This window comes from Pseudomonas tructae (assembly GCF_004214895.1).
GTDB classification, from domain to species: Bacteria; Pseudomonadota; Gammaproteobacteria; order Pseudomonadales; family Pseudomonadaceae; genus Aquipseudomonas; species Aquipseudomonas tructae.
Window position 1 is genome coordinate 648881 of the sequence record NZ_CP035952.1, and the last position, 18046, is coordinate 666926.

Consider the following 18046-nt stretch of genomic DNA (forward strand, 5'->3'; position numbering starts at 1 on the left):
CCTATTGGAGCCGCCATGGAATTGCGTCACCTGCGCTACTTCATCGCTGTTGCCGAAGAGCTGCATTTTGGCCGCGCGGCGCAGAACCTGGGGATCTCCCAGCCACCGTTGAGCCAGCAGATCCAGGCCCTGGAGCAGGAGCTTGGCGCGCGCTTGTTCGAGCGGACCAATCGGCGGGTCGAGCTCAGCGAGGCCGGGCGCTTGTTCCTTGAGGAGGCACGGCTGGTGCTGGCACAAGTGGACAAGGCTGCCGATGTGGCGCGGCGTGCGCAATTGGGTGAGCTGGGCGAGATGAAGATTGGCTTCACCTCCTCGGCGCCCTTCAATTCGAGTATTCCCAAGGCGATTCACGCCTTTCGCCAGCGTTTTCCGGCTGTGCACCTGAACCTCAAGGAAATGAGCAGCCGCGATGTGGCCGATGCCTTGCTCGACGAGTCGATCGAAGTCGGCCTGATGCGGCCATTGGCGTTGCCTGAGAGCCTGAATGTCGTCGAGCTGTTTCGCGAGCCGTTGGTGGCGGTGATCAATGCTGATCACCCGTTGGCCCAAGGCAGCGCAACCGGGGTGCACATGGCGGCCCTGGCTCATGAGCCGTTCGTGTTCTTCCCACGCAGCTACGGCAGTGGCTTGCATGCGCAGTTGTTGAGCCTGGCACGGCAAGCCGGGTTCAGTCCGCATTTTGCCCAGGAGGCGGGGGAGGCGATGACCATCATCGGCCTGGTGGCGGCAGGGTTGGGGGTGTCGGTATTGCCGGCCTCGTTCCAGCGCATGCGCATCGACGGGGTGGTGTACCGGACCCTGCTCGACGACGATGCGGTGACTGCCGTGTGGCTGGTGCAGCGCCGCGATGCGCCGTCAGCGATGGCCAGGGCCTTTGCCGAGTTGCTGACCCGGCAGGCCCTGGAGCGCGCCTAAGTTACTGGACCTTGGCCAGGTCGCCTTTGAGCGCAACGCCAGCCATGACCGCGCCGGCGTGGCATTCATAGGTGCTGGCGTCCTTGCGTTCGTTACGCTTGTAGTAGCTGCTGATGTTGGTCACGGCGTTGGCGCCGACCTTGCGTGCGGCATCCTGCATGCTCAGCAGCGCCGATTGCAGGACCCATTCGCAGGCCGCTTCGTCAGTCTTGTTGAAGGCGTTGGTCTTTTTGTTGGTGATCGCCGCCGGGCTGATCACGGTGACCTTGCCCTTGGGCTGCACACCGGCCAGGTAGAACTTCACCGAACCGTCGAGCTTGTGCTCGGCGGTCATCTGCGCCACGACTTTCTCGAACGGCAGGTAGTGGGTAGTGTCACGTGCCTGGCTGAGACCCGGCAGGGCACAGAGCAGCAGGGCGGTGGTGGCGGTCCAGGTCTTAAGACGCATTATGTCGTTCCTTGATTATTCAACAGTGTTCGAATGCTGTTCGTTGAGGGCGCGTTGCACGATGTTTTGCGCTTCCACCCGCTTCAGTTCTTGCAGGATGCTCTTGTCGAGGTTGTTCACCCAACGGTTGTAGTTGCGGTGAATCTTGCCGTCCTTGTAGCCCATCTCGCGGCTGTCGCGGTAGTTGATGCGAAAGTTGCTGACGCTGTAGCGGATGTCGACGGCGGCGTAGAAGGTGTTGCGCACCAGGATGTCGGCCTGGATCAGGTTCGGGGTGATCGTGCGTGCAGTCCAGCCACGCTCGGCCACGGCCTTGAGGATGGCCTGCTGGACTTGCTGGTTGCTGTAGTTGTGGCCGACCACAAGCTGTTCTTGCGGGGTCAGTACCGGTTTCGAAGTACAGCCCGCGAGGCCCGCGAGGGCCAGGCCGAGGACAGCGGCGCGAATCAATGAAGACATTCCTTTCTCTCCAGCAAGTTTTAGGTCAGGTCCAGCGTCGGAAAATCAGCGAGGTGTTGACCCCGCCAAAGGCGAAGTTGTTGTTCATCACGTAGTCGTGACTCATGCTGCGAAACTCGCAGCTCAAGTAGTCCAGCTCACCGCAGCGCGGGTCGATGTGCTCAAGGTTGAGGGTGTGCACATAGCGGTCGCTGTTCATCATTTCGATGCTGAACCAGGACTCCAGCGCGCCACAAGCACCCAGGGTGTGGCCCAGGAAGCTCTTTTGCGAGCTGATCGGCATGCGTGGGCCGAACAAGCTGCTGGTGGCCAGGGTTTCGGCGATATCGCCCTGCTCGGTGGCGGTGCCGTGGCCGTTCACATAACCGATGGCATCGGGCGCAAGGCTTGCGTCTTCCAGCGCCAGCTCCATGGCCCGGCGCATGGTCGCCTGTTCCGGGCGGGTGGTGTGCTGGCCGTCGGCGTTGCTGCCAAAACCGACGATCTCGGCATAGATGTGCGCGCCGCGAGCGACAGCGTGTTCGAGTTCTTCAAGCACCAGCATGCCGCCACCTTCGCCGATCACCAGGCCGTCGCGGCCACTGTCATAGGGGCTCGGGCTCTTGTGCGGGGTGTCGTTTTTCAGGCTGGTGGCGTACAGCGCGTCGAAGACCATGGCCTCGGTCGGACACAGCTCCTCGGCGCCGCCGGCGAGCATCAACGGCAGGCGCCCGAACTTGATCGCCTCATAGGCGTAGCCAATCCCCTGGCTGCCACTGGTGCAGGCGCTGGAGGTGGGGATCAGGCGCCCGGTCAGGCCAAAGAAGATGCTGATGTTGGCCGCAGTGGTGTGCGGCATCATCCGTACATAGGAATTGGCATTGAGGCCTTCGGCCACCGAGTTGAGCAACATGTTGCCGAACGCCTTGATTTCGTCGGTGCTGCCGGTGGACGAGCCGCAGGCCACGCCCATGCGTCCGTCGCGGATCGACGGGTCATCGAGCAGGCCGGCGTCGCGCAGGGCGTTTTGCGCTGCGGCCACGGCCAGGCGCGAGACCCGGCCCATGCTGCGCAGTTGCTTGCGGGTCCAGCCGCTGGGCACTTTGAAGTCATCGATGGGGCCAGCCAGGCGCGTGTTGAGTTCTTCGAAGCGGTCCCATTCATCCATGCGGCGGATGCCGCTGCGGTTGCTGGCAAAGTTGCCGGCGATGGTTTGCCAGTCACTGCCCAGCGAGGTGATACCGGCCATGCCGGTGACGACCACACGTTTCATCAGCACAGGCCTCCGTTGACTGCCAGTACCTGGCGGGTGATGTAGGCGGCTTCGGCCGACATCAGGAAGTTCACCGCGCCGGCGACTTCTTCCGGGGTGCCCATGCGCTGCGCCGGAATCATCTTCAGCAACTCTTCGACTGGCACGTGCTCGTCGAGCATGGCGGTATCGATCAGCCCCGGGGCGACGCAGTTGACGGTGATCTTGCGCTTGCCCAGCTCGATCGCCAGGGCCTTGGCCGCGCCGATCACCCCGGCCTTGGAGGCGCTGTAGTTGACCTGGCCACGGTTGCCGATCATGCCCGACACCGAGGTGATGCAGACAATGCGCCCGGCTTTGCGCCGGCGGATCATCGGCATCATCAGTGGGTGCAGAACGTTGTAGAAGCCGTCGAGGTTGGTGCGCAGCACCTGGTCCCAGTCTTCTTCGCTCAGCGCCGGGAAGGCGCCGTCGCGGGTCAGGCCGGCGTTGCAGACCACACCGTAGTACGCGCCATGGGTTTGCACGTCATCACTGAGGATGGCGGCGCAGGCGGCGCGATCAGCGACGTCGAACTGCAGCACGCGGGCTTGCTGGCCCAGGCCCCGGACTTCTTCTGCAACGGCGTCGGCTTCACTGCGCCCGCTTCGGCAATGCAGGACCAGGTCGAAACCGGCGCGCGCCAGGCGCAGGGCAATGGCCCGGCCAATGCCACGGCTGGAACCGGTGACCAGGATGGTATCAGTCATGGGGGGACTCCTCTGGGCCCGCTTCGGCCAGGTAGCTGGCGACCTGCGGCGGGCGAAAAACGTTCAAACGGGCCATGGCATGAATGCCCGGGCCGCGCAGGTGACACTCGAACACACCCATGCCGTTGTCGTCTTCGAGCGAGCGCAGGGCATGGATGCGCAAGTGGGCACCGGCAGGGAAATGTTCGACATTGCATTCGAATTTGCGCGTGCCGAGCAAAAAGCCCAGCTCCACCGGCAGGCCTTGCTGACGCGCGCGGCAACCGGCATAGGCGGCCACGCTCTGGGCCATCAGCTCGATGCCGACCCAGGCCGGCAGGCTACCGTCCGCGCGGTTGAACAGGCCACCGGGGCGCACGGTCAGGTGGGTGTGGATCTGCTCCTCATCGAAGGCTTCGACCTGATCGATAAGGATCATGTCGCCAGCATGAGGCAGCAGTTCGGCCAATGGCCAGGTGATCATGGGGTGTCTCCGAGAATCAGGCTGACGTTGTTGCCACCGAAGGCGAACGAGTTGCTCATCAGGTGCCGCGGGCCGTTGGCCGGCAGGCGCTGGCTGGTTTCGACCAGGTTCAGGGCCGGCAATTGCGGGTCATCGACGCCATCCCAGACATGCGGCGGCAGGCGCCCGTCGACATTGTCGGCGGCCAGGCTCAGCCAGCAAAACGCTGCTTCCAGCGCGCCGGCCGCACCCAGGGTGTGACCCGTCATCGGCTTGCTCGACGAGCAGGCCAGCTGGCCGCCGAACAGCTCATGCACGGCCAGGCTTTCCATGGCGTCGTTGTGTCGGGTGGCGGTGCCGTGCAGGTTCAGGTAGTCGATCTGTTGCGCTTGCAGGTGGGCATTGTCCAGCGCTTTGCGCATGGCCTGCAAGGCGCCTTTGCCGCCGGGCTCCGGCGCCGAGATATGGTGCGCATCGGAGCTGGCGCCGGCACCGAGCAAGGCGATGCTGGTACCTTCGTGGTTGGCTTCACGGGTCATCAGGAACAGCACCGCGGCTTCGCCGATATTGATGCCGTTACGGTTGGCCGAGAACGGGTTGCAGCGCTCGGCGCTGACCGCCTCCAGGGCGCTGAAGCCGTTGAGGGTCAGCTTGCACAGGCTGTCGACACCGCCACAGATCACGGCATCGCAAACGCCGAGATCCAGCAGGCGCCGGGCACTCATCAAGGCCCGGGCACTGGAGGTGCAGGCGGTGGAAATCACATAGGTCGGGCCGCTCAGTTGCAGCCAGTCGGCGAGGAAATTGGCCGGCGCGCTGAGCTCCTGCTGGGCATAGTCGTAGTTGGGCGGGAACTGGTGTTCGCGCAGGTAGTGAGCAATGCCGTCGCTGGCTTCCTTGATACCCGAGGTGCTGGTGCCCAGGACGATACCGATGCGCTGGCGGCCAAAACGCAGGATGGCTGCTTCGATCGCGGCGCCGATCTGCAAGCAGGCCTCGAACAGCAACTGATTGTTGCGGCTGTGATGGGCTTGCAGCGCGGCTGGCAAGGCAGGCAGCTCACCTGGCACGGCCGCTACTGGCAGGCTACGCTCGGGTACCCAGCCACCCTCCACACGCATCCCCGAACAGTCACCGGCAAACAGCTTGCGGGCAACTTCAGCCTGGCCGCGCCCCAGGGCGCAGACCAGGCCCAGGGCATTGAGGTAAGCGGTCATGGCGTGTTCTCGCTGGGCAGTGGGCTGACTAGATAACGCAGGCCCTGGCCCAGGTTCAAGGTGAAGTCGTCGGCTTGTCGGTAGTCGACACGCCAGCGCTCACCCAGCCAGCGCTGTTGGCCTTGCTGGCGGGCGCCGGAGTAGAGCGGTTGCAACTGCTCGGACGGGGTCAGGGCGAAGAGTACGGCGGCGAACAGCTCTCGTGCTGCCGGATTGGGTGGCAGCAGACCATCGGCTTGCCACTGCCCGTCGTTAAGCAACTGCCGAGCTTGTGGAATACCGAGCAAATCCAGCAATGACCAGCGCAGGCTGGCGTCTTCGCGCTGGATCACCAGCAACCAGTCCTGATGCTGCCCGGCCTGTTCGCGCTGGATATGCAACTGCATTGGCAGCGTCAGTGTCGGCAACTGCGCAGGCAGCGGTGGGCGGCTGGCACAGGCGCTCAGCAAGGCGAAGGCGAGAATCAGCAACAGGCGTTTCATGCACATGGCTCGGCGGCGTTCAGGGGTTTGCGGGCCACCACGTTGACCAGGGTTTCTTCGCGCTGGCCAACCGGTGGCGGCTGGCGCAGGCCAAAGCGTTCGAGCAAGCCGAAGTCGCTGGAGCGGCTCCACCACAGGTAAGGGTAAGAGACATTCTGCGCGTCGAATTCGAAGCCCTGGTCGCGAAGCATCTGCAGGTACTGCGCGGCACTTTTCTGCACGTGCATGGGGTGACGGAACAGCCAGCGGATCACCCAGGTGTCGATGTAGGCTTCGGTGGATTCGGCGAACAGCAGGTAGCCACCGGGCTTGAGTACCCGGTAGAACTCGGCCAGGGCCTGTTCCTGCTCGACCAGGTGGTGGAAGGTCTGGTGACAGAAGAGGATATCGACGCTGTTGTCAGCGAACTGCAAGGATGCGCAGTCGCTGCCACGCAGCTCGACATTCAGACCCAGGCGCACCGCTTCGGCCTGGCTCAGTTCAAGGCTGTGCGGGTCGGCGTCGGTGCCCAGCAACTGGCCGGGGGCGAACACCTGCTGCAAGTACTGGAACGACTTGCCCTGTCCGCAGCCGGCATCGAGCAGCACCGGTGCTTGCGGCAACGGCGTGTCGAACAGCCGCCGCAGGTCGTTGATCGCCACCCGCAGCACATGGTGCTGCCAGGTGTGGCTGCGCAGGAACCAGAAGCCGAAGCGGGTTTCCTCGACGTAGCTGTCGCTGAGGAAGGGCTGCTGGCTCATGCCGCCGTCCTGGCGCAGATTTCGGCAAGCATGCGCAGGCGCCGCTTGGGCTCGCTGACGAACGGGTTGCGCTGGTCCCAGGCGTAGCCGGCAAGGATCGAGCTGATCATCGCGCGGATTTCGGGCGAGCTGGCCGGGTGGTAGATAACATCCTGGAAGCTGCCGTTGTACCAGCCTTCAACATAGGCGCGGAAGGTATCGACGCCGCGCTTGAGCGGCTCGGCGAACTCACTCTGCCAGTCGACGCTTTCACCTTGCAGCTGGCGGTGCAGCACGCTGGCGGCCATGCTCGCCGAGCGCATGGCGATGGTTACCCCGGAGGAGAACACCGGGTCGAGGAATTCGGCGGCGTTGCCCAGCAGGGCAAAGCCCGGCCCGTGCAGGGTCTTGACGTTGGCCGAGTAGCCGCCGATGGTCCGCGCCGGGGTGTCCCACACAGCGTTGGTCAGCACCTTGCTCAGGCTTGGGGTCTGGGCGACGAAGTCCTTCAAGCAGGCATCCAGGTCAGCCGGTGCTGCAGCAAAGTGCTCGGCGGCGGCGACCACGCCCAGGGAGCAGCGGCCATTACTGAACGGAATGGTCCAGAACCAGATGTCGCGGTGCTGTGGATGGGTGGTGATGAGGATCTTTTCCCGGTCGAAAGCCGGGTGGTCGATGCGGTCTTCGATATGGGTGAACACTGCCTGGCGCACCGGGAAGTTCGACGGCGCTTCAAGGTCCAGCAGGCGCGGCAGCACGCGGCCATAGCCGCTGGCGTCGAGGACAAACTCGGCTTCGACGCGGTACTCGCTGCCATCCAGGCGACGTACCCCTACCTGCGGGCGGTCGCGCTCGAAGTCGGCGGCGATGATCTCTTCTTCGTAGCGAATTTCCACGCCTTGGGCCGCGGCCTGGTCGGCCAGCAACTGGTCGAACTGGGCGCGCTGGACCTGGAAAGTGCTCGGCTTGCCGTTGCTGAAGGTGTCGCCAAAGTCAAAGGCGCTGTACTCCTCGCCCCAGGCGAAGGCTGCGCCGTTCTTGCGCTGGAACCCTGCAGCTTCAAGGGCCGGGAGCATGTCGGCTTCTTCGACGAAGTCGATGCAGTGCGACAACAGACTCTCGCCGATGGAAAAGCGCGGGAAGCGCTGGCGCTCGATGATCAGCACGTCGTGGCCGTTGCGCTTGAGCAAGGCGCCAGCGATGGCGCCGGACGGGCCGGCGCCGATGATCAGCACCTGCCGTTGTTGCAGTTCAGTGTTCGGCATAAGGCCTCCTTGGCGGTTGGGCAGTCTTCAATGGAATCCGGTGCAGGCCGGCCAGCGCGGGCATCAGCGTGGCGACCAGGCTCATCAGCATCAGCGCGAAGTACAGCGCCGGGCTGATCAGTTGTTGTTGCAGCAGCAGGTTGAGAAAGACGATCTCGCTCAAGCCGCGAATATTGAGCAGCAGGCTCTCCCGCCATTTGCTCGCGCCGGCGAACGACGGCGTCGCCCAGCACAGGCCCAGCCAGTTGCCGAGCAGCTTGCTGACGATCGGCAACAGCGCCAAGGCACTCAACTGGAGGGCATCGAAACCTTGCAGGACGTTGTGGACATCGATCTGGATGATGCCGAAGGTCAGGATCAACGGGATGGCAATGCCATTTTGCAGGCGCTTTATCCACAGCGGTGGTAGCGGCATGTGCAGCGGCATCTTGAGCCAGGCCAGGCAGCACAGGTAGCCAATGCCGAAGATCAACGCGTTGAGCCGGTAGTGCTCGGCAACGAACAGCAAGCCGAAGAAACCCAGGCTGTAGACCCAGGGCCGACGCAGACCAAGGGCGTACAACGCCAGCGGCAGGCAGGCGCCGAGCAGTGGCAGCAACAGGCTCAGCGGTTCGAGGCTGCCCTTGCCCAGGCCGAACAGCAGCCAGCAGGTCAGGTCGATGAGGATGGCCGACTGCATCAGACGGCGGGTCGCGGCGGGCGGGTAGTCGATGTTGCGCAGGTACAGGTACAGCACCGGAATAGCGGTAATAGCGAACACCAGGCCCAGCGCCAGGGTACTCAGCCAGGGTTGCTCGGGCAACAACAACGCGCCGCAGGCCAGGCCACAGGCGAAGGGTACGAGAAAGCTCGGCAGGGCGATCTTCAGGCTCTGGCGGTCGAACGCAAGCTCCACCACATCAGCCAGAATGTGCCCCAGCAGCAGGGCGAAACTCAGGCCATACAGGGTTTTCAGCCAGGACGGCGCCACCAGCGCGGCGCCGCTGAGCTGCCAGTGCGGCTCGACCCAGAACAGCATCAGCAACGGTAGGCCAAGGGTCGCCAGCAACAACTGGCTGACAATCGGGATCAACCCCAGACGCCGGCCCAGCTCACTGGCAATCCAGAACAGCGCCAGGGCCAGGGCCCAGAACAGCACAATGCTCATGCCACCTGCTCCTTGTCGGCCGTTGCCGCCCAGGGCGCCAGGACAAAACTGAAGGCCAGGCCGAGGCTGACCGCCAGGCCGAAGTTGCTCACCGCTGGAGTGCTCGACACCGCCAACAGGCCGAATGACAACCAGGTGGTGGTCGCTGCGAGCAGGGTGCCGAGCAGGCTGACGGCAGCGCCGCCAATCTGTTCGTGCATGAGAATCGCGTAGTCGACACTGATGGCAGTGACCAGCAGCAGGCCGAACAGGCTGAACAGGGTCAGCGGCTGGCCCAGCCAGCCGAGGCAGGCCAGGCTGCACAGCGCGGCGAGCAGCGGCAGGGCGACGATGCGCAAGGCGCCGCCGAGGCCGAAGGGCAGGATCAGCAGCACCACGATCAGCGCGCACGACAGCAGCTTGAGCTCGGCAGCACTGACCTGGGTCGCGGCGAATACCCGGTTGAGGTCACCGAGGCGATCGACCAGTTGCACGCCGTCGAGGTCGTCGGCTTGCAGGCGCAGCAACGCCGGGTCGTTCAAGCCCTGCAGGCTGACGATGGCGGCGACCCCCTGAGTGTCCGCGCCCAGCCACAGGGTGCGCCAGGGCTCGCCCAGCGGACCGCTGAGGGCTTGATCGATGTCGAGGGTTGGCAGCGCCTGCACCTTTGCCAGTTCAGCCTGTAGCGCGCTTTGCGGTACGCCCAGGGCCTGCAGCGGTTGCAACGGCAGCTTGCCGAGCGCATCGCGTACCTGTTGCTGCTCGGTGGCGCTGGCGACCAGCTGGCTGAGGGCCATGTAGCCCTTGAGCTTGTCGGTTGCGACCAGTTCATCAAGGCGCGTGCCGAGGTTTTGCAGGCGTGCCAGCAACTGGGCCTGGTCGGCGCCACGCACCAGATAGAACTGGCTGGTGGGTTGGTAGCCGGTAATGCGTGCCACCGCCTGGGCTTCTTCGAGCAGTTGTGGCGGGCTGCCGACCCACTGGCGGATGTCGTTGCGGCTGTCCAACTGCCACAGGCCGGCTGCGCAGAACAGGATCAGCAAACCGAGCAAGACCGGACTGGGCACCTTGCTCAACAGCTTCTGCCGCAGGTCCACCAGCCACTGGGCAATCTGCAGGGGCCATTGCGCAGGCTGCAGTTCAATCCCCTTGAGCAGTGCCGGCAACAGACACACGGCGCTGAGGTAGGCGCCGATCAGGCCAGCGGCGGAAAACACGGCGATCTGGGTCAGGGCCGGGAATGGCGTGAAGGCCAGGGCCAGGTAGCCGATGCAACTGGTGGCCAGGCTCAGGCTCAGACCCGGCAGGGTCAGCCGTACGGCCGGCCAGGCCTGCCAGGGACGCAGGCTCCAGCTTTTCGACAGGTAGTGCAGCGGGTAATCGACGGCCACGCCAATCAGGCTTGAGCCCAGCACCAGGGTCATCACATGCATCTGACCGAACAGCGCCACGCAAGTCACCGCACCGAACAGCATGCCGACCAGCACCGGGACGAAGGCCAGGAGGATGCGCAAACGGCGGAAGGCCAGCAGCAACAGCAACAAGATGCCGACTGTGGCGCCGCCGCCAACCCAGGTGATTTCCTGACTGGCCTGGCGCTGGCCGTTGGCCGCGTACAGCAGGCCGCTGGCGGCCAGCAGGCGGGCGCCGTTCTGCCCGGCTTCAATCCGGCTGTGAGCGAGCAGGTCGGCTACCTGCAGCGGCAGTTGCATGTCGAATGCATTGCCTAGGCTGCGGGCGCGCAGCAGCACCCAGTTGTGCTCATCCGCTTCGGCCACCAGCGCGCCGCTGGCGGTGTCCAGCTGCACGGCGGCAGGGCGTGGCTGGCTGTTCTGGATACGCCCGGTCAGGCCCAGCCAGTCATCCTGGCTGGGCACCAGGCTAAACCCTGCAAAGGGGTCGTAGAGGTTCTGCACGCGCTGCTCGATGAAACCTTGCGGGTTGTCGATCAGGTCGCTTCGGTCGGCGCGCGAAAGCATCGCCAGGCGCCCTTGCAGCAACTGCTCGCGCAGTGCCTGCAGGTCGGTCTGCAGGCTCCACTGGACCTTCTCGAACAGGCCACTGGCCTGCCATTGCTGCGCCAGGCGTTGAGCCAGGGCGATGGCCTGATCCCGCTGGGGATGGCCGACCAGTACCAGCATCTCGCGGTTCAGCGGCTCTTGCATGCGTTGTTCGGCGCGCTGCACCAGTGGGTCCTGGGTGGCGCCGGGGACCAGTGTCATCAGGTCGGCAGACAAGGGCGCAGTGCGGTGCCACTGCCAGCCGGCCAGCGCCAGCACCGCGATCAGCAGGAGCAGAAACAGCCGTAGTATCAGGCGCTCACTCGGCAAAATCGTGGCGCTCCGTGTCGGTCAGGCTGGCGCTGTTGCTCGATGGCATGCGCAGTACGGTGCTGTCACCCTGGGTTTCCAGCAACTGGATGCGTTCGACGTAGCGCCCGCCCTCGATATCGATCTGGCTGAACACTTGCTTGAGCAGCAGCGAGCGTGGGGTCAGGCGCAGTTGCCAGTGCGCGGTGTCGCCTTGCAGGTTCAGCTCGAAGTCACGCTGCAGACCACTGCTGTCGCCTTGCAGCACGGCGAAGAACAGACGGTTTTGTTCGGCACCGGCGCTCTTGCCCGGCAGCATCTGCCAGCCGGACGGGTCGCGGCGGGCGATACCCAGGGCGTTGAGGCGGTAGTCCTGCTTGAGCGGTGTTTGCAGCAGCCAGAGCAAGCCATGGTCGCGGGCCAGAACGAACTGGCCTTTGCTGACCAGAGGCTGCGGCAGGGCGCGCAGGTGTTTCTCCTGGATGAACGGGCCTTTGATGACCGCAGGTTCGCCCAGTTGCTTGCTCAGGTCATCCAGACCAAATGCCTGGGCCAGGGTACAACTGGCCAGCAGGCCAAGGCACAGCAGGCCACGCAGCAGCGTCTTCATGGCAGCACCTTGTTCACGGCGTCGAGCATCACCTGCGGCGAGGCCAGTTGCATCTCGCCGCTGGCGATCTCGACCGCGACCTGCACGGAGCTTGCGCGAGTCATGCGCTGGCCGGTCGCGGCATCGCTGATCAGGTAGTTGATCTTCAGGCGGTTCTCCCACTCCACCAGGCTGGCGCGCACGTTCAGGCGCTGGCCGAAGGTGGCGCCACGCACATAGCGCAGCTGCAGGTCGATCACCGGCCAGGCGAAACCCGAAGCCTGCATTTGCAGGTAGTTGTGCTCGAGGCGGTCGAGCAGCGCGCAGCGCGCCACTTCCAGGTATTTGACGTAATGGCCGTGCCAGACCACCAGCATGCTGTCGACATCGAAGAATGGCACCAGCACTTGGGTATCGACGTGCAGCGCTCCCTGACTACGCATGCAGCCTCCAGTGTTGTTCGGCAATTCGGCTCAGGCACAGGCGCAGGTCGCCTTCCAGGGCGCGGTCTTCGATGACCGGGGCGAAGTCTTCGAGCAGCGCAGCGTGCATCTGGGCCAACGCCGGCGGCAGCTCGCGGGCGTCGGCTTGGCGGCCGCGCAGCCAGACACCCTGGTTCGCCGCCAGCAAGGTTGCGGCGGCGACCTGTTCGGTCAGTTCCAGCGTGCGCAGGGCATCGCGGGCGGCGATGGTGCCCATGCTTACCTTGTCCTGGTTGTGGCACTCGGTGGAGCGCGAGAACACGCTGGCGGGCATGGTGTTTTTCAGCGCTTCGGCGGTCCAGGCGCTGGCGCCGATCTGCACCGCCTTGAAGCCGTGGTTGAGCATCGCCCGCTCGGCGCTGGCGCCCGACAGGTTGCTTGGCAGGCCGTGGTTGTAGCGGGTGTCGACCAGCAGCGCGAGCTGGCGGTCGAGCAGGTCGGCGACGTTGGCCACCAGGTTTTTCAAGCTGTCCATGGCGAAAGCGATATGGCCGCCGTAGAAGTGCCCGCCGTGCAGCACGCGTTCGGCGTCGGCGTCGATGATCGGGTTGTCGTTGGCGCTGTTGAGTTCGGTCTCGATAAAGCCGCGCAGCCAGCCCAGGCTGTCGGCCAGCACGCCCAGCACATGGGGGGCGCAGCGCAGCGAGTAGCGGTCTTGCAGGCGGTGCAGTGGCGCGGTCGGCGCGTCAATGGCCAGGTCCTGGCGCAACCAGGCGGCCACCTGCATTTGCCCTGGATGGGGCTTTGCGGCGAACAGGCGCTCGTCGAAATGCTCCGGATTGCCTTGCAGGGCGACCACGTTCAACGCGGTGATGCGTGTGGCGAGCTTGAGCAGGTAATCGGCGCGGGCAAATGCCAGGCAGGCCAGGCCGGTCATTACGGCGGTGCCGTTCATCAGCGCCAGGGCTTCCTTGGGCCGCAACACCAGTGGCTGCCAGCCCAGTTCACGATGCACGTCGGCGGCGCTGCGGCGCTCGCCGCGGTACATGACCTCACGCTCGCCGGACAGGGTCGCGGCCACGTAGGACAGCGGCGTCAGGTCGCCGCTGGCGCCTACAGAGCCTTCCTGGGGAATCAGCGGCAGGATGTCATGGGCGAGAAACGCCTGCAGGCGCTCGAGCAACTCGATGCGCACGCCAGAGACACCATGGCACAGTGACTGCAAACGGGCGGCCAGCACGGCGCGAGTGGCCGGTGCATCGAGCAATTGGCCCAGGCCGCAGCCATGGAAGGTGTACAGGTGTTTGGGTAGCGCCTCGACATGTTCCAGCGGTACTGCCACCACGCACGAGTCGCCGTAGCCAGTGGTCACCCCGTAGATCACCCCTTCCTTGTCCAGCAGCGAGTCGAGGAACTGAGCGCCACGGGCAATCCGTGCGCGATACTGGGCATCGTCCTGCAGGCGGGTTTCGGCCTGGCGGTTGGCCAGGGCGAGGACGTCTTCGATTGCCAGCGGCAGCGCGCCGAAGGTCACGGGCTTATGCAGATGCATCGTCATCGGTCTTCCAGAAAGGGTAGAAATTGAACCATTGCTGCGGCGCTTGCAGGCAATAGTGACCCAGGCGTTCGGCATAGCGCCCGGCCCAGTCAGCGATCACCTGATCGCGCTGGCCGCGGCGCCATTCGATGGCCTGGGCAAAGGGTTCGAGAATCACCTGGTAGCGGCCTTGCTGCTTGAGGCAGAAGAACAGGTTGAGCTGGCACTTGAGCAGCCCGGCCAACAGCCATGGGCCTTGGGGGAACGCGGCGCGGTGGCCGAGGAAGTCGACCTCCACGGTGCGCGCGCCCTGCAATGGCACGCGGTCGCCAGCGATCGCCAGCCACTCGCCGCGTTCCAGGCGCTGGCTCAGTTGCAGCATGATCGCCGGGTCCAGCTCGCTGACCTGGATCAGCCGCAGGTTGGTCGCCCCCGATTCACCGAGCAGGCGATTGAAGCGTTCGGCATGCTTGGTATGCACCAGCACGTTCATGGTCACTTGCTCGCCAAGTTCGGCGAGGGCGCGGCAGACTTCGAGGTTGCCCAGGTGGGCACCGACCAGCATCTGCCCGCGCTCGGCGCGCAGCTGGGTGTGCAGGTGCCCCGGATCGATGATGTCGATCTGCTCCAGGCGCAGCTTGCCGTTCCAGACATCGAGCTTGTCCAGCAGGGCATCGGCGAAGGCCATGAACTGGCCGAACACGCGCCGCAGGCTCGGACGCAGGCTGGCTTGCCCGCTCCAGTCGGCCAGGTTCTGCTGGTACTGCCAGATGCTTTGCCGGGCCCTTCTGCCACAGATGAAGAAGTACAGGACGATGCCATACAGCACTGGGCTGAGCAGGCGTCGGCCCAGTAGCTTGATACCCAGGGCGGTGAGCTTCATCAGCCAGAAGCTGCCACGCTCCTGGCGCTGGGCCCAGTGTTGCTCGCCCTGGCTCATGCCTGCCACCGCCGCCAGAGGATGGCCGGGGCGCGCAGCAACATGCCGAAGAACAGCTTGGTGTGCATCTTCGAGATCAGCGCATTGTCGTGGAACAGGCGAAAGTGCGAGAGGCCATCGGCCGGGTAATGCACCTTGGTTGGCAGCCAGCGCATTGGCTGGTTGCGCCAGGCCAGGCGCACAAGGATCTCCGGGTCGAAGTCCATGCGTTTGCCGAGGTTGACCGCATCGATCAGCGCCAGGGTCGGCGGCAATGGGTAAATGCGAAAACCGCACATGGAATCGGGAATCTGCAGCGACAGGCTGTTGATCCACACCCACACGTGGGTCAGGTAACGTGCATACAGGCGGCCCTTGGGTACACTGGCGTCGTACTGTGGATAACCGCAGATCAGTGCCTGTGGATAATCCTGCGACTGGTCAAGAAAGCGACTGACATCGGCCAGGTCATGCTGGCCGTCGGCGTCCACCTGCAAGGCATGGCTGAAGCCCAGGCGAGAGGCTTCGCGCAGGCCGGCCATGACCGCGCCGCCCTTGCCCTGGTTGACCTGCAGTTGCACCAGGTACACCTGCTGCTGTTCGGCCAACTGGCCTAGCACGGTGGCGCAGGCGGGGCTGCTGGCGTCATCGACCAGCACGCAGGGAAGGCCGGCGGCAAGCAGGTCGGCAACCACCGCCGGTACGGCCAGTTCGTGGTTGTACACCGGGATTACCGCGCAGGGCTTATTCACCGATGGCCTCCAGCACGATACGACCGCTGGAGCAGGGTACCCCGGCGTTGCTGAAGGCGAAATACAGTTTGCCGCGCTCGGCATCGAAACGCAGGGTCAATTGCAGCGGGTCGCCAGGGCGCACCAGTTGCTGGAACTTCAGCACTTCCATGCCGGCGAACTGGCGCGGCTGGTCGAGTAGCTGTTGGCCCAGGGCCAATGCCCAGTCGACCTGAACCACACCCGGCAGTACCGGCGTCTGCGGGAAGTGGCCGTTGAAGTAGGCGAGATCCGCCGACACGGCCAGTTGCAACTGCAGTTCGCCGTCGACCTCGGTCTGGCTCAGGACTTCCGGGCCTTTTGGCCGGGGTGCAAGCAGCAGCGCCTGAAGCTCGGCCTGGGGCAGCTTGCCTTGGGCGTTGAACGGTAGTTGGCGCAGCAGGCGCCAGCGTCGGGGAAGGGCCAGGGCTTCGCAGTGCTGGCTCAGATGCTCACGCAAGCCCTCGGTCAGCGCGCGGCGGCCCTGGTTGCGCAAGGCGTGCAAGCCAGCCGCGCTGAGCACCAGCAGGGCACCGAGGCTGGCGCGGTTTTCCTGGATCACAGCCAGGCGGGCTTCCTCGACCCAGGCATGCTCGACCAGGGCGTGTTCCAGCATAGGTAGCGAGATGCGTTTTTCTTCCAGTTTGACGATGCGGTCCAGTCGCCCGAGCAAGCGAAAGCGACCATCGGCGCTGAACGCGACGGCATCGGCGCTGTGTTCGATATGGTTCGGCGGCAAATACGGCGACTCGATGCACAGTGCACCTTGGTCGTTCTGGCTCAGGCGTACTTCGGCAAAGGGTTGCCACAGGTTGTCACCCTGGCGCCAGGCAATGCCGCCGGTTTCCGAGCTGCCGAGGATTTCCGTTGGCCATTGCTGCAGGCGCTGCTGCAAGGCCTGGGCGGCGCTGGCTGGTAGCTCGCCACCCGAGGAGAACACCTGACGGACTTGGCTCAGGGCCGGCCAGTCGAGGTTGTCGCCCATGCGCTTGAGCAGGGCCGGGCTGGCCACCCAGGCAAACGCAGGATGTTCGCGGCTGGCGCGTTGCAGGTCCTCGGGGAAGGGCAACTGGCGGCGCACGAACGGGCGTCCGGCGCACAGCGGCCAGAGCACACGAAACAGCAGACCGTAGATATGCTGGGTGGCGACGCTGCCAATGATGCAGGCGTTGCCCAGCTCGGCGCCCCACAGTTGCTCCAGGGCCTGAACTTCATTGGCCAGCTGGCGCAGGGTCTTGTCGATGCGCTTGGGTTCGCCGCTGGAGCCGGAGGTGCATAGGCTCAGCCCGCAGTTGTCCAGGTCAAGGTCCGCGGCTGGAAGGGGCGCTTCGAACAGGGTTTGCAGCGCCGTGTCTTGGGGTTGGTCACTGAGCCACAGCTCCACCTCGCCCAGCCAGCGCTGACGGGTTTGGGTTTGCAGGTCGGCCGGCAGCAGTATCTGCACCCCGGCGCGCCAGGCGCCGAGCAGGGCCACGGCCAGCTGGGCGGCGTCTTCCAGGTGCACGGCGATGCGCTTGAGGCCGCGAAGCTGAAGGCCTGCGGCAAGTTGCAGAGCGTGTTCGCACAAGGTGGCGTGCTCCAGCGCCGGGGCGACGCTTACCGGGCGCGGCGCGCTGGCCGGGTGCAGCAGTTGCTCAAGGGCAATCCATTTCATGAGCGTCCTCGCACGCGTTGTCTTATCAGCCATTCAATGGCAAACAGCAGGCCCATCAAGCCGTAGGCGATCAGGCCGTTGTACAGGGTCCACCAGCTCAGTGGCGCCCACAGGGTCAGGGCGGCGGCGACCAGGCCATTGGCCAGGAAGAACAGGCTCCAGACCTTGGTCACCTGGCGCGTGTAGCGGACCGCCACGGCGGGCAGCTCCGGTTCATGCAGCCGTGCCAGTCGCTCCGCCACGGGCGGCCCGAACTTCAGGCTCAGGCCGAACAGGCCCAGCATGAACGCGCTGATCAGCACCGGGTACCAACGCAGCAGTTGCGGGCTGTTGAACAGCGCCAGCAATGCGCAGAAGGCGATTGCCGCCACGGCCATCCAGTGCCCACCGGGCCGCCTCGGTTCGCTCAGCGCGCGCCCCAGCCATAGGCCTCCAAGCAGCAGGCCGAATTGCCAAGGGGCAAAGTGGGCCATGCCAAAATGCACCGCAAAGGGGTACAGCAGACCGGCCAGCAGCAGGCCGAGGCCGATCAGGCGTTTCATGCCGCGGGGTTGACCAGGCGGTAGACCGCCTCGACCACGTCATTGACCGTACGCACTGCCTTGAACTCGTCAGCGGCGATTTTCTTGCCAGTCTGGCGCTTGATGTGGTCGATCAGGTCGACGGCGTCGATGCTGTCGATTTCCAGGTCCTGGTACAGGTTCGAGTCCAGGCTGATGCTGGCCGGCTCCAGTTCGAACAGTTCGACCAGGGCGTCGCGCAGGGTGTTGAAGATGTCTTCGCGGGTTTGCAT

General features: G+C 64.8%; 20 protein-coding genes. 1 reads left to right on the plus strand and 19 read right to left on the minus strand.

Annotated features, from left to right (window positions below; all coding sequences use genetic code 11):
• Window positions 1-15 precede the first annotated feature (15 nt).
• A complete protein-coding gene (locus tag EXN22_RS03005; protein ID WP_130262498.1) occupies window positions 16-915 on the plus strand; it encodes a LysR family transcriptional regulator in 900 nt (299 codons plus the stop codon).
• Between the two features lies 1 nt (window position 916).
• Here the strand turns inward: EXN22_RS03005 and EXN22_RS03010 are convergent, their stop codons facing one another.
• Genes EXN22_RS03010 through EXN22_RS03100 form a run of 19 tightly spaced genes read right to left on the minus strand, consistent with a single transcriptional unit; the run spans window position 917 to window position 18046 of the window.
• Entirely contained in the window at window positions 917-1363 is a 447-nt protein-coding gene (locus EXN22_RS03010) for an excinuclease (protein ID WP_130262500.1), read from the minus strand.
• Window positions 1364-1378: 15 nt separating this feature from the next.
• Window positions 1379-1822 carry a hypothetical protein gene (locus EXN22_RS03015; protein WP_130262502.1) on the minus strand — a complete coding sequence of 148 codons (444 nt, stop codon included), beginning with the start codon at window positions 1820-1822 and terminating at the stop codon, window positions 1379-1381.
• A 25-nt stretch (window positions 1823-1847) separates the two neighbouring features.
• The gene (locus EXN22_RS03020; RefSeq protein ID WP_130262504.1) at window positions 1848-3074 is read right to left on the minus strand and encodes a beta-ketoacyl-ACP synthase; all 1227 of its coding nucleotides are present in this window, start codon (window positions 3072-3074) and stop codon (window positions 1848-1850) included.
• On the minus strand, window positions 3074-3802 hold the full coding sequence (gene fabG, locus EXN22_RS03025; protein ID WP_130262506.1) for a 3-oxoacyl-ACP reductase FabG: 729 nt from the start codon (window positions 3800-3802) through the stop codon (window positions 3074-3076). Before fabG ends, EXN22_RS03020 begins: the two co-directional genes overlap by 1 nt.
• Window positions 3795-4265, minus strand: a complete 471-nt coding sequence (locus EXN22_RS03030) for a hotdog family protein (RefSeq protein ID WP_130262508.1) — start codon at window positions 4263-4265, stop codon at window positions 3795-3797. The genes fabG and EXN22_RS03030 overlap by 8 nt, the downstream gene beginning before the upstream one ends.
• Window positions 4262-5461: a beta-ketoacyl-[acyl-carrier-protein] synthase family protein gene (locus EXN22_RS03035; protein WP_130262510.1), complete on the minus strand. Its 1200-nt coding sequence runs from the start codon at window positions 5459-5461 to the stop codon at window positions 4262-4264. Before EXN22_RS03035 ends, EXN22_RS03030 begins: the two co-directional genes overlap by 4 nt.
• Entirely contained in the window at window positions 5458-5943 is a 486-nt protein-coding gene (locus EXN22_RS03040) for a hypothetical protein (RefSeq protein ID WP_130262512.1), read from the minus strand. The genes EXN22_RS03035 and EXN22_RS03040 overlap by 4 nt, the downstream gene beginning before the upstream one ends.
• On the minus strand, window positions 5940-6683 hold the full coding sequence (locus EXN22_RS03045; protein WP_130262514.1) for a class I SAM-dependent methyltransferase: 744 nt from the start codon (window positions 6681-6683) through the stop codon (window positions 5940-5942). The genes EXN22_RS03040 and EXN22_RS03045 overlap by 4 nt, the downstream gene beginning before the upstream one ends.
• On the minus strand, window positions 6680-7927 hold the full coding sequence (locus tag EXN22_RS03050; RefSeq protein WP_130262515.1) for an NAD(P)/FAD-dependent oxidoreductase: 1248 nt from the start codon (window positions 7925-7927) through the stop codon (window positions 6680-6682). Before EXN22_RS03050 ends, EXN22_RS03045 begins: the two co-directional genes overlap by 4 nt.
• Window positions 7914-9074, minus strand: a complete 1161-nt coding sequence (locus EXN22_RS03055) for a sodium:proton antiporter (RefSeq protein WP_130262517.1) — start codon at window positions 9072-9074, stop codon at window positions 7914-7916. The genes EXN22_RS03050 and EXN22_RS03055 overlap by 14 nt, the downstream gene beginning before the upstream one ends.
• A complete protein-coding gene (locus EXN22_RS03060) occupies window positions 9071-11383 on the minus strand; it encodes an MMPL family transporter (protein WP_130262519.1) in 2313 nt (770 codons plus the stop codon). Before EXN22_RS03060 ends, EXN22_RS03055 begins: the two co-directional genes overlap by 4 nt.
• The gene (locus EXN22_RS03065) at window positions 11373-11972 is read right to left on the minus strand and encodes an outer membrane lipoprotein carrier protein LolA (RefSeq protein ID WP_130262521.1); all 600 of its coding nucleotides are present in this window, start codon (window positions 11970-11972) and stop codon (window positions 11373-11375) included. The genes EXN22_RS03060 and EXN22_RS03065 overlap by 11 nt, the downstream gene beginning before the upstream one ends.
• On the minus strand, window positions 11969-12394 hold the full coding sequence (locus EXN22_RS03070) for an acyl-CoA thioesterase (protein ID WP_130262523.1): 426 nt from the start codon (window positions 12392-12394) through the stop codon (window positions 11969-11971). The genes EXN22_RS03065 and EXN22_RS03070 overlap by 4 nt, the downstream gene beginning before the upstream one ends.
• Window positions 12387-13931: an HAL/PAL/TAL family ammonia-lyase gene (locus EXN22_RS03075; RefSeq protein WP_130262525.1), complete on the minus strand. Its 1545-nt coding sequence runs from the start codon at window positions 13929-13931 to the stop codon at window positions 12387-12389. The genes EXN22_RS03070 and EXN22_RS03075 overlap by 8 nt, the downstream gene beginning before the upstream one ends.
• Complete coding sequence (locus tag EXN22_RS03080; RefSeq protein WP_130262527.1) at window positions 13912-14850, minus strand: LpxL/LpxP family acyltransferase; 939 nt, start codon at window positions 14848-14850, stop codon at window positions 13912-13914. The genes EXN22_RS03075 and EXN22_RS03080 overlap by 20 nt, the downstream gene beginning before the upstream one ends.
• A complete protein-coding gene (locus tag EXN22_RS03085) occupies window positions 14847-15581 on the minus strand; it encodes a glycosyltransferase family 2 protein (protein WP_130262529.1) in 735 nt (244 codons plus the stop codon). The genes EXN22_RS03080 and EXN22_RS03085 overlap by 4 nt, the downstream gene beginning before the upstream one ends.
• Window positions 15574-17253 (minus strand): acyl-CoA synthetase family protein, encoded by a 1680-nt coding sequence (locus EXN22_RS03090; protein ID WP_130262531.1) that lies wholly within the window; start codon window positions 17251-17253, stop codon window positions 15574-15576. The genes EXN22_RS03085 and EXN22_RS03090 overlap by 8 nt, the downstream gene beginning before the upstream one ends.
• A complete protein-coding gene (locus EXN22_RS03095; protein WP_130262533.1) occupies window positions 17250-17795 on the minus strand; it encodes a COG4648 family protein in 546 nt (181 codons plus the stop codon). Before EXN22_RS03095 ends, EXN22_RS03090 begins: the two co-directional genes overlap by 4 nt.
• Entirely contained in the window at window positions 17792-18046 is a 255-nt protein-coding gene (locus tag EXN22_RS03100; protein ID WP_130262535.1) for an acyl carrier protein, read from the minus strand. The genes EXN22_RS03095 and EXN22_RS03100 overlap by 4 nt, the downstream gene beginning before the upstream one ends.

What these genes read in the sequence shown, in the direction of transcription:
- EXN22_RS03035 (WP_130262510.1), bottom strand. Translation starts at nt 5,461, where the DNA reads ATGACCGCTTACCTCAATGCCCTGGGCCTGGTCTGCGCCCTGGGGCGC.
- EXN22_RS03010 (WP_130262500.1), bottom strand. Translation starts at nt 1,363, where the DNA reads ATGCGTCTTAAGACCTGGACCGCCACCACCGCCCTGCTGCTCTGTGCC.
- EXN22_RS03050 (WP_130262515.1), bottom strand. Translation starts at nt 7,927, where the DNA reads ATGCCGAACACTGAACTGCAACAACGGCAGGTGCTGATCATCGGCGCC.
- EXN22_RS03100 (WP_130262535.1), bottom strand. Translation starts at nt 18,046, where the DNA reads ATGCAAACCCGCGAAGACATCTTCAACACCCTGCGCGACGCCCTGGTC.
- EXN22_RS03015 (WP_130262502.1), bottom strand. Translation starts at nt 1,822, where the DNA reads ATGTCTTCATTGATTCGCGCCGCTGTCCTCGGCCTGGCCCTCGCGGGC.
- EXN22_RS03095 (WP_130262533.1), bottom strand. Translation starts at nt 17,795, where the DNA reads ATGAAACGCCTGATCGGCCTCGGCCTGCTGCTGGCCGGTCTGCTGTAC.
- EXN22_RS03040 (WP_130262512.1), bottom strand. Translation starts at nt 5,943, where the DNA reads ATGAAACGCCTGTTGCTGATTCTCGCCTTCGCCTTGCTGAGCGCCTGT.
- fabG (WP_130262506.1), bottom strand. Translation starts at nt 3,802, where the DNA reads ATGACTGATACCATCCTGGTCACCGGTTCCAGCCGTGGCATTGGCCGG.
- EXN22_RS03005 (WP_130262498.1), top strand. Translation starts at nt 16, where the DNA reads ATGGAATTGCGTCACCTGCGCTACTTCATCGCTGTTGCCGAAGAGCTG.
- EXN22_RS03070 (WP_130262523.1), bottom strand. Translation starts at nt 12,394, where the DNA reads ATGCGTAGTCAGGGAGCGCTGCACGTCGATACCCAAGTGCTGGTGCCA.
- EXN22_RS03080 (WP_130262527.1), bottom strand. Translation starts at nt 14,850, where the DNA reads ATGAGCCAGGGCGAGCAACACTGGGCCCAGCGCCAGGAGCGTGGCAGC.
- EXN22_RS03090 (WP_130262531.1), bottom strand. Translation starts at nt 17,253, where the DNA reads ATGAAATGGATTGCCCTTGAGCAACTGCTGCACCCGGCCAGCGCGCCG.
- EXN22_RS03045 (WP_130262514.1), bottom strand. Translation starts at nt 6,683, where the DNA reads ATGAGCCAGCAGCCCTTCCTCAGCGACAGCTACGTCGAGGAAACCCGC.
- EXN22_RS03065 (WP_130262521.1), bottom strand. Translation starts at nt 11,972, where the DNA reads ATGAAGACGCTGCTGCGTGGCCTGCTGTGCCTTGGCCTGCTGGCCAGT.
- EXN22_RS03075 (WP_130262525.1), bottom strand. Translation starts at nt 13,931, where the DNA reads ATGACGATGCATCTGCATAAGCCCGTGACCTTCGGCGCGCTGCCGCTG.
- EXN22_RS03030 (WP_130262508.1), bottom strand. Translation starts at nt 4,265, where the DNA reads ATGATCACCTGGCCATTGGCCGAACTGCTGCCTCATGCTGGCGACATG.
- EXN22_RS03055 (WP_130262517.1), bottom strand. Translation starts at nt 9,074, where the DNA reads ATGAGCATTGTGCTGTTCTGGGCCCTGGCCCTGGCGCTGTTCTGGATT.
- EXN22_RS03020 (WP_130262504.1), bottom strand. Translation starts at nt 3,074, where the DNA reads ATGAAACGTGTGGTCGTCACCGGCATGGCCGGTATCACCTCGCTGGGC.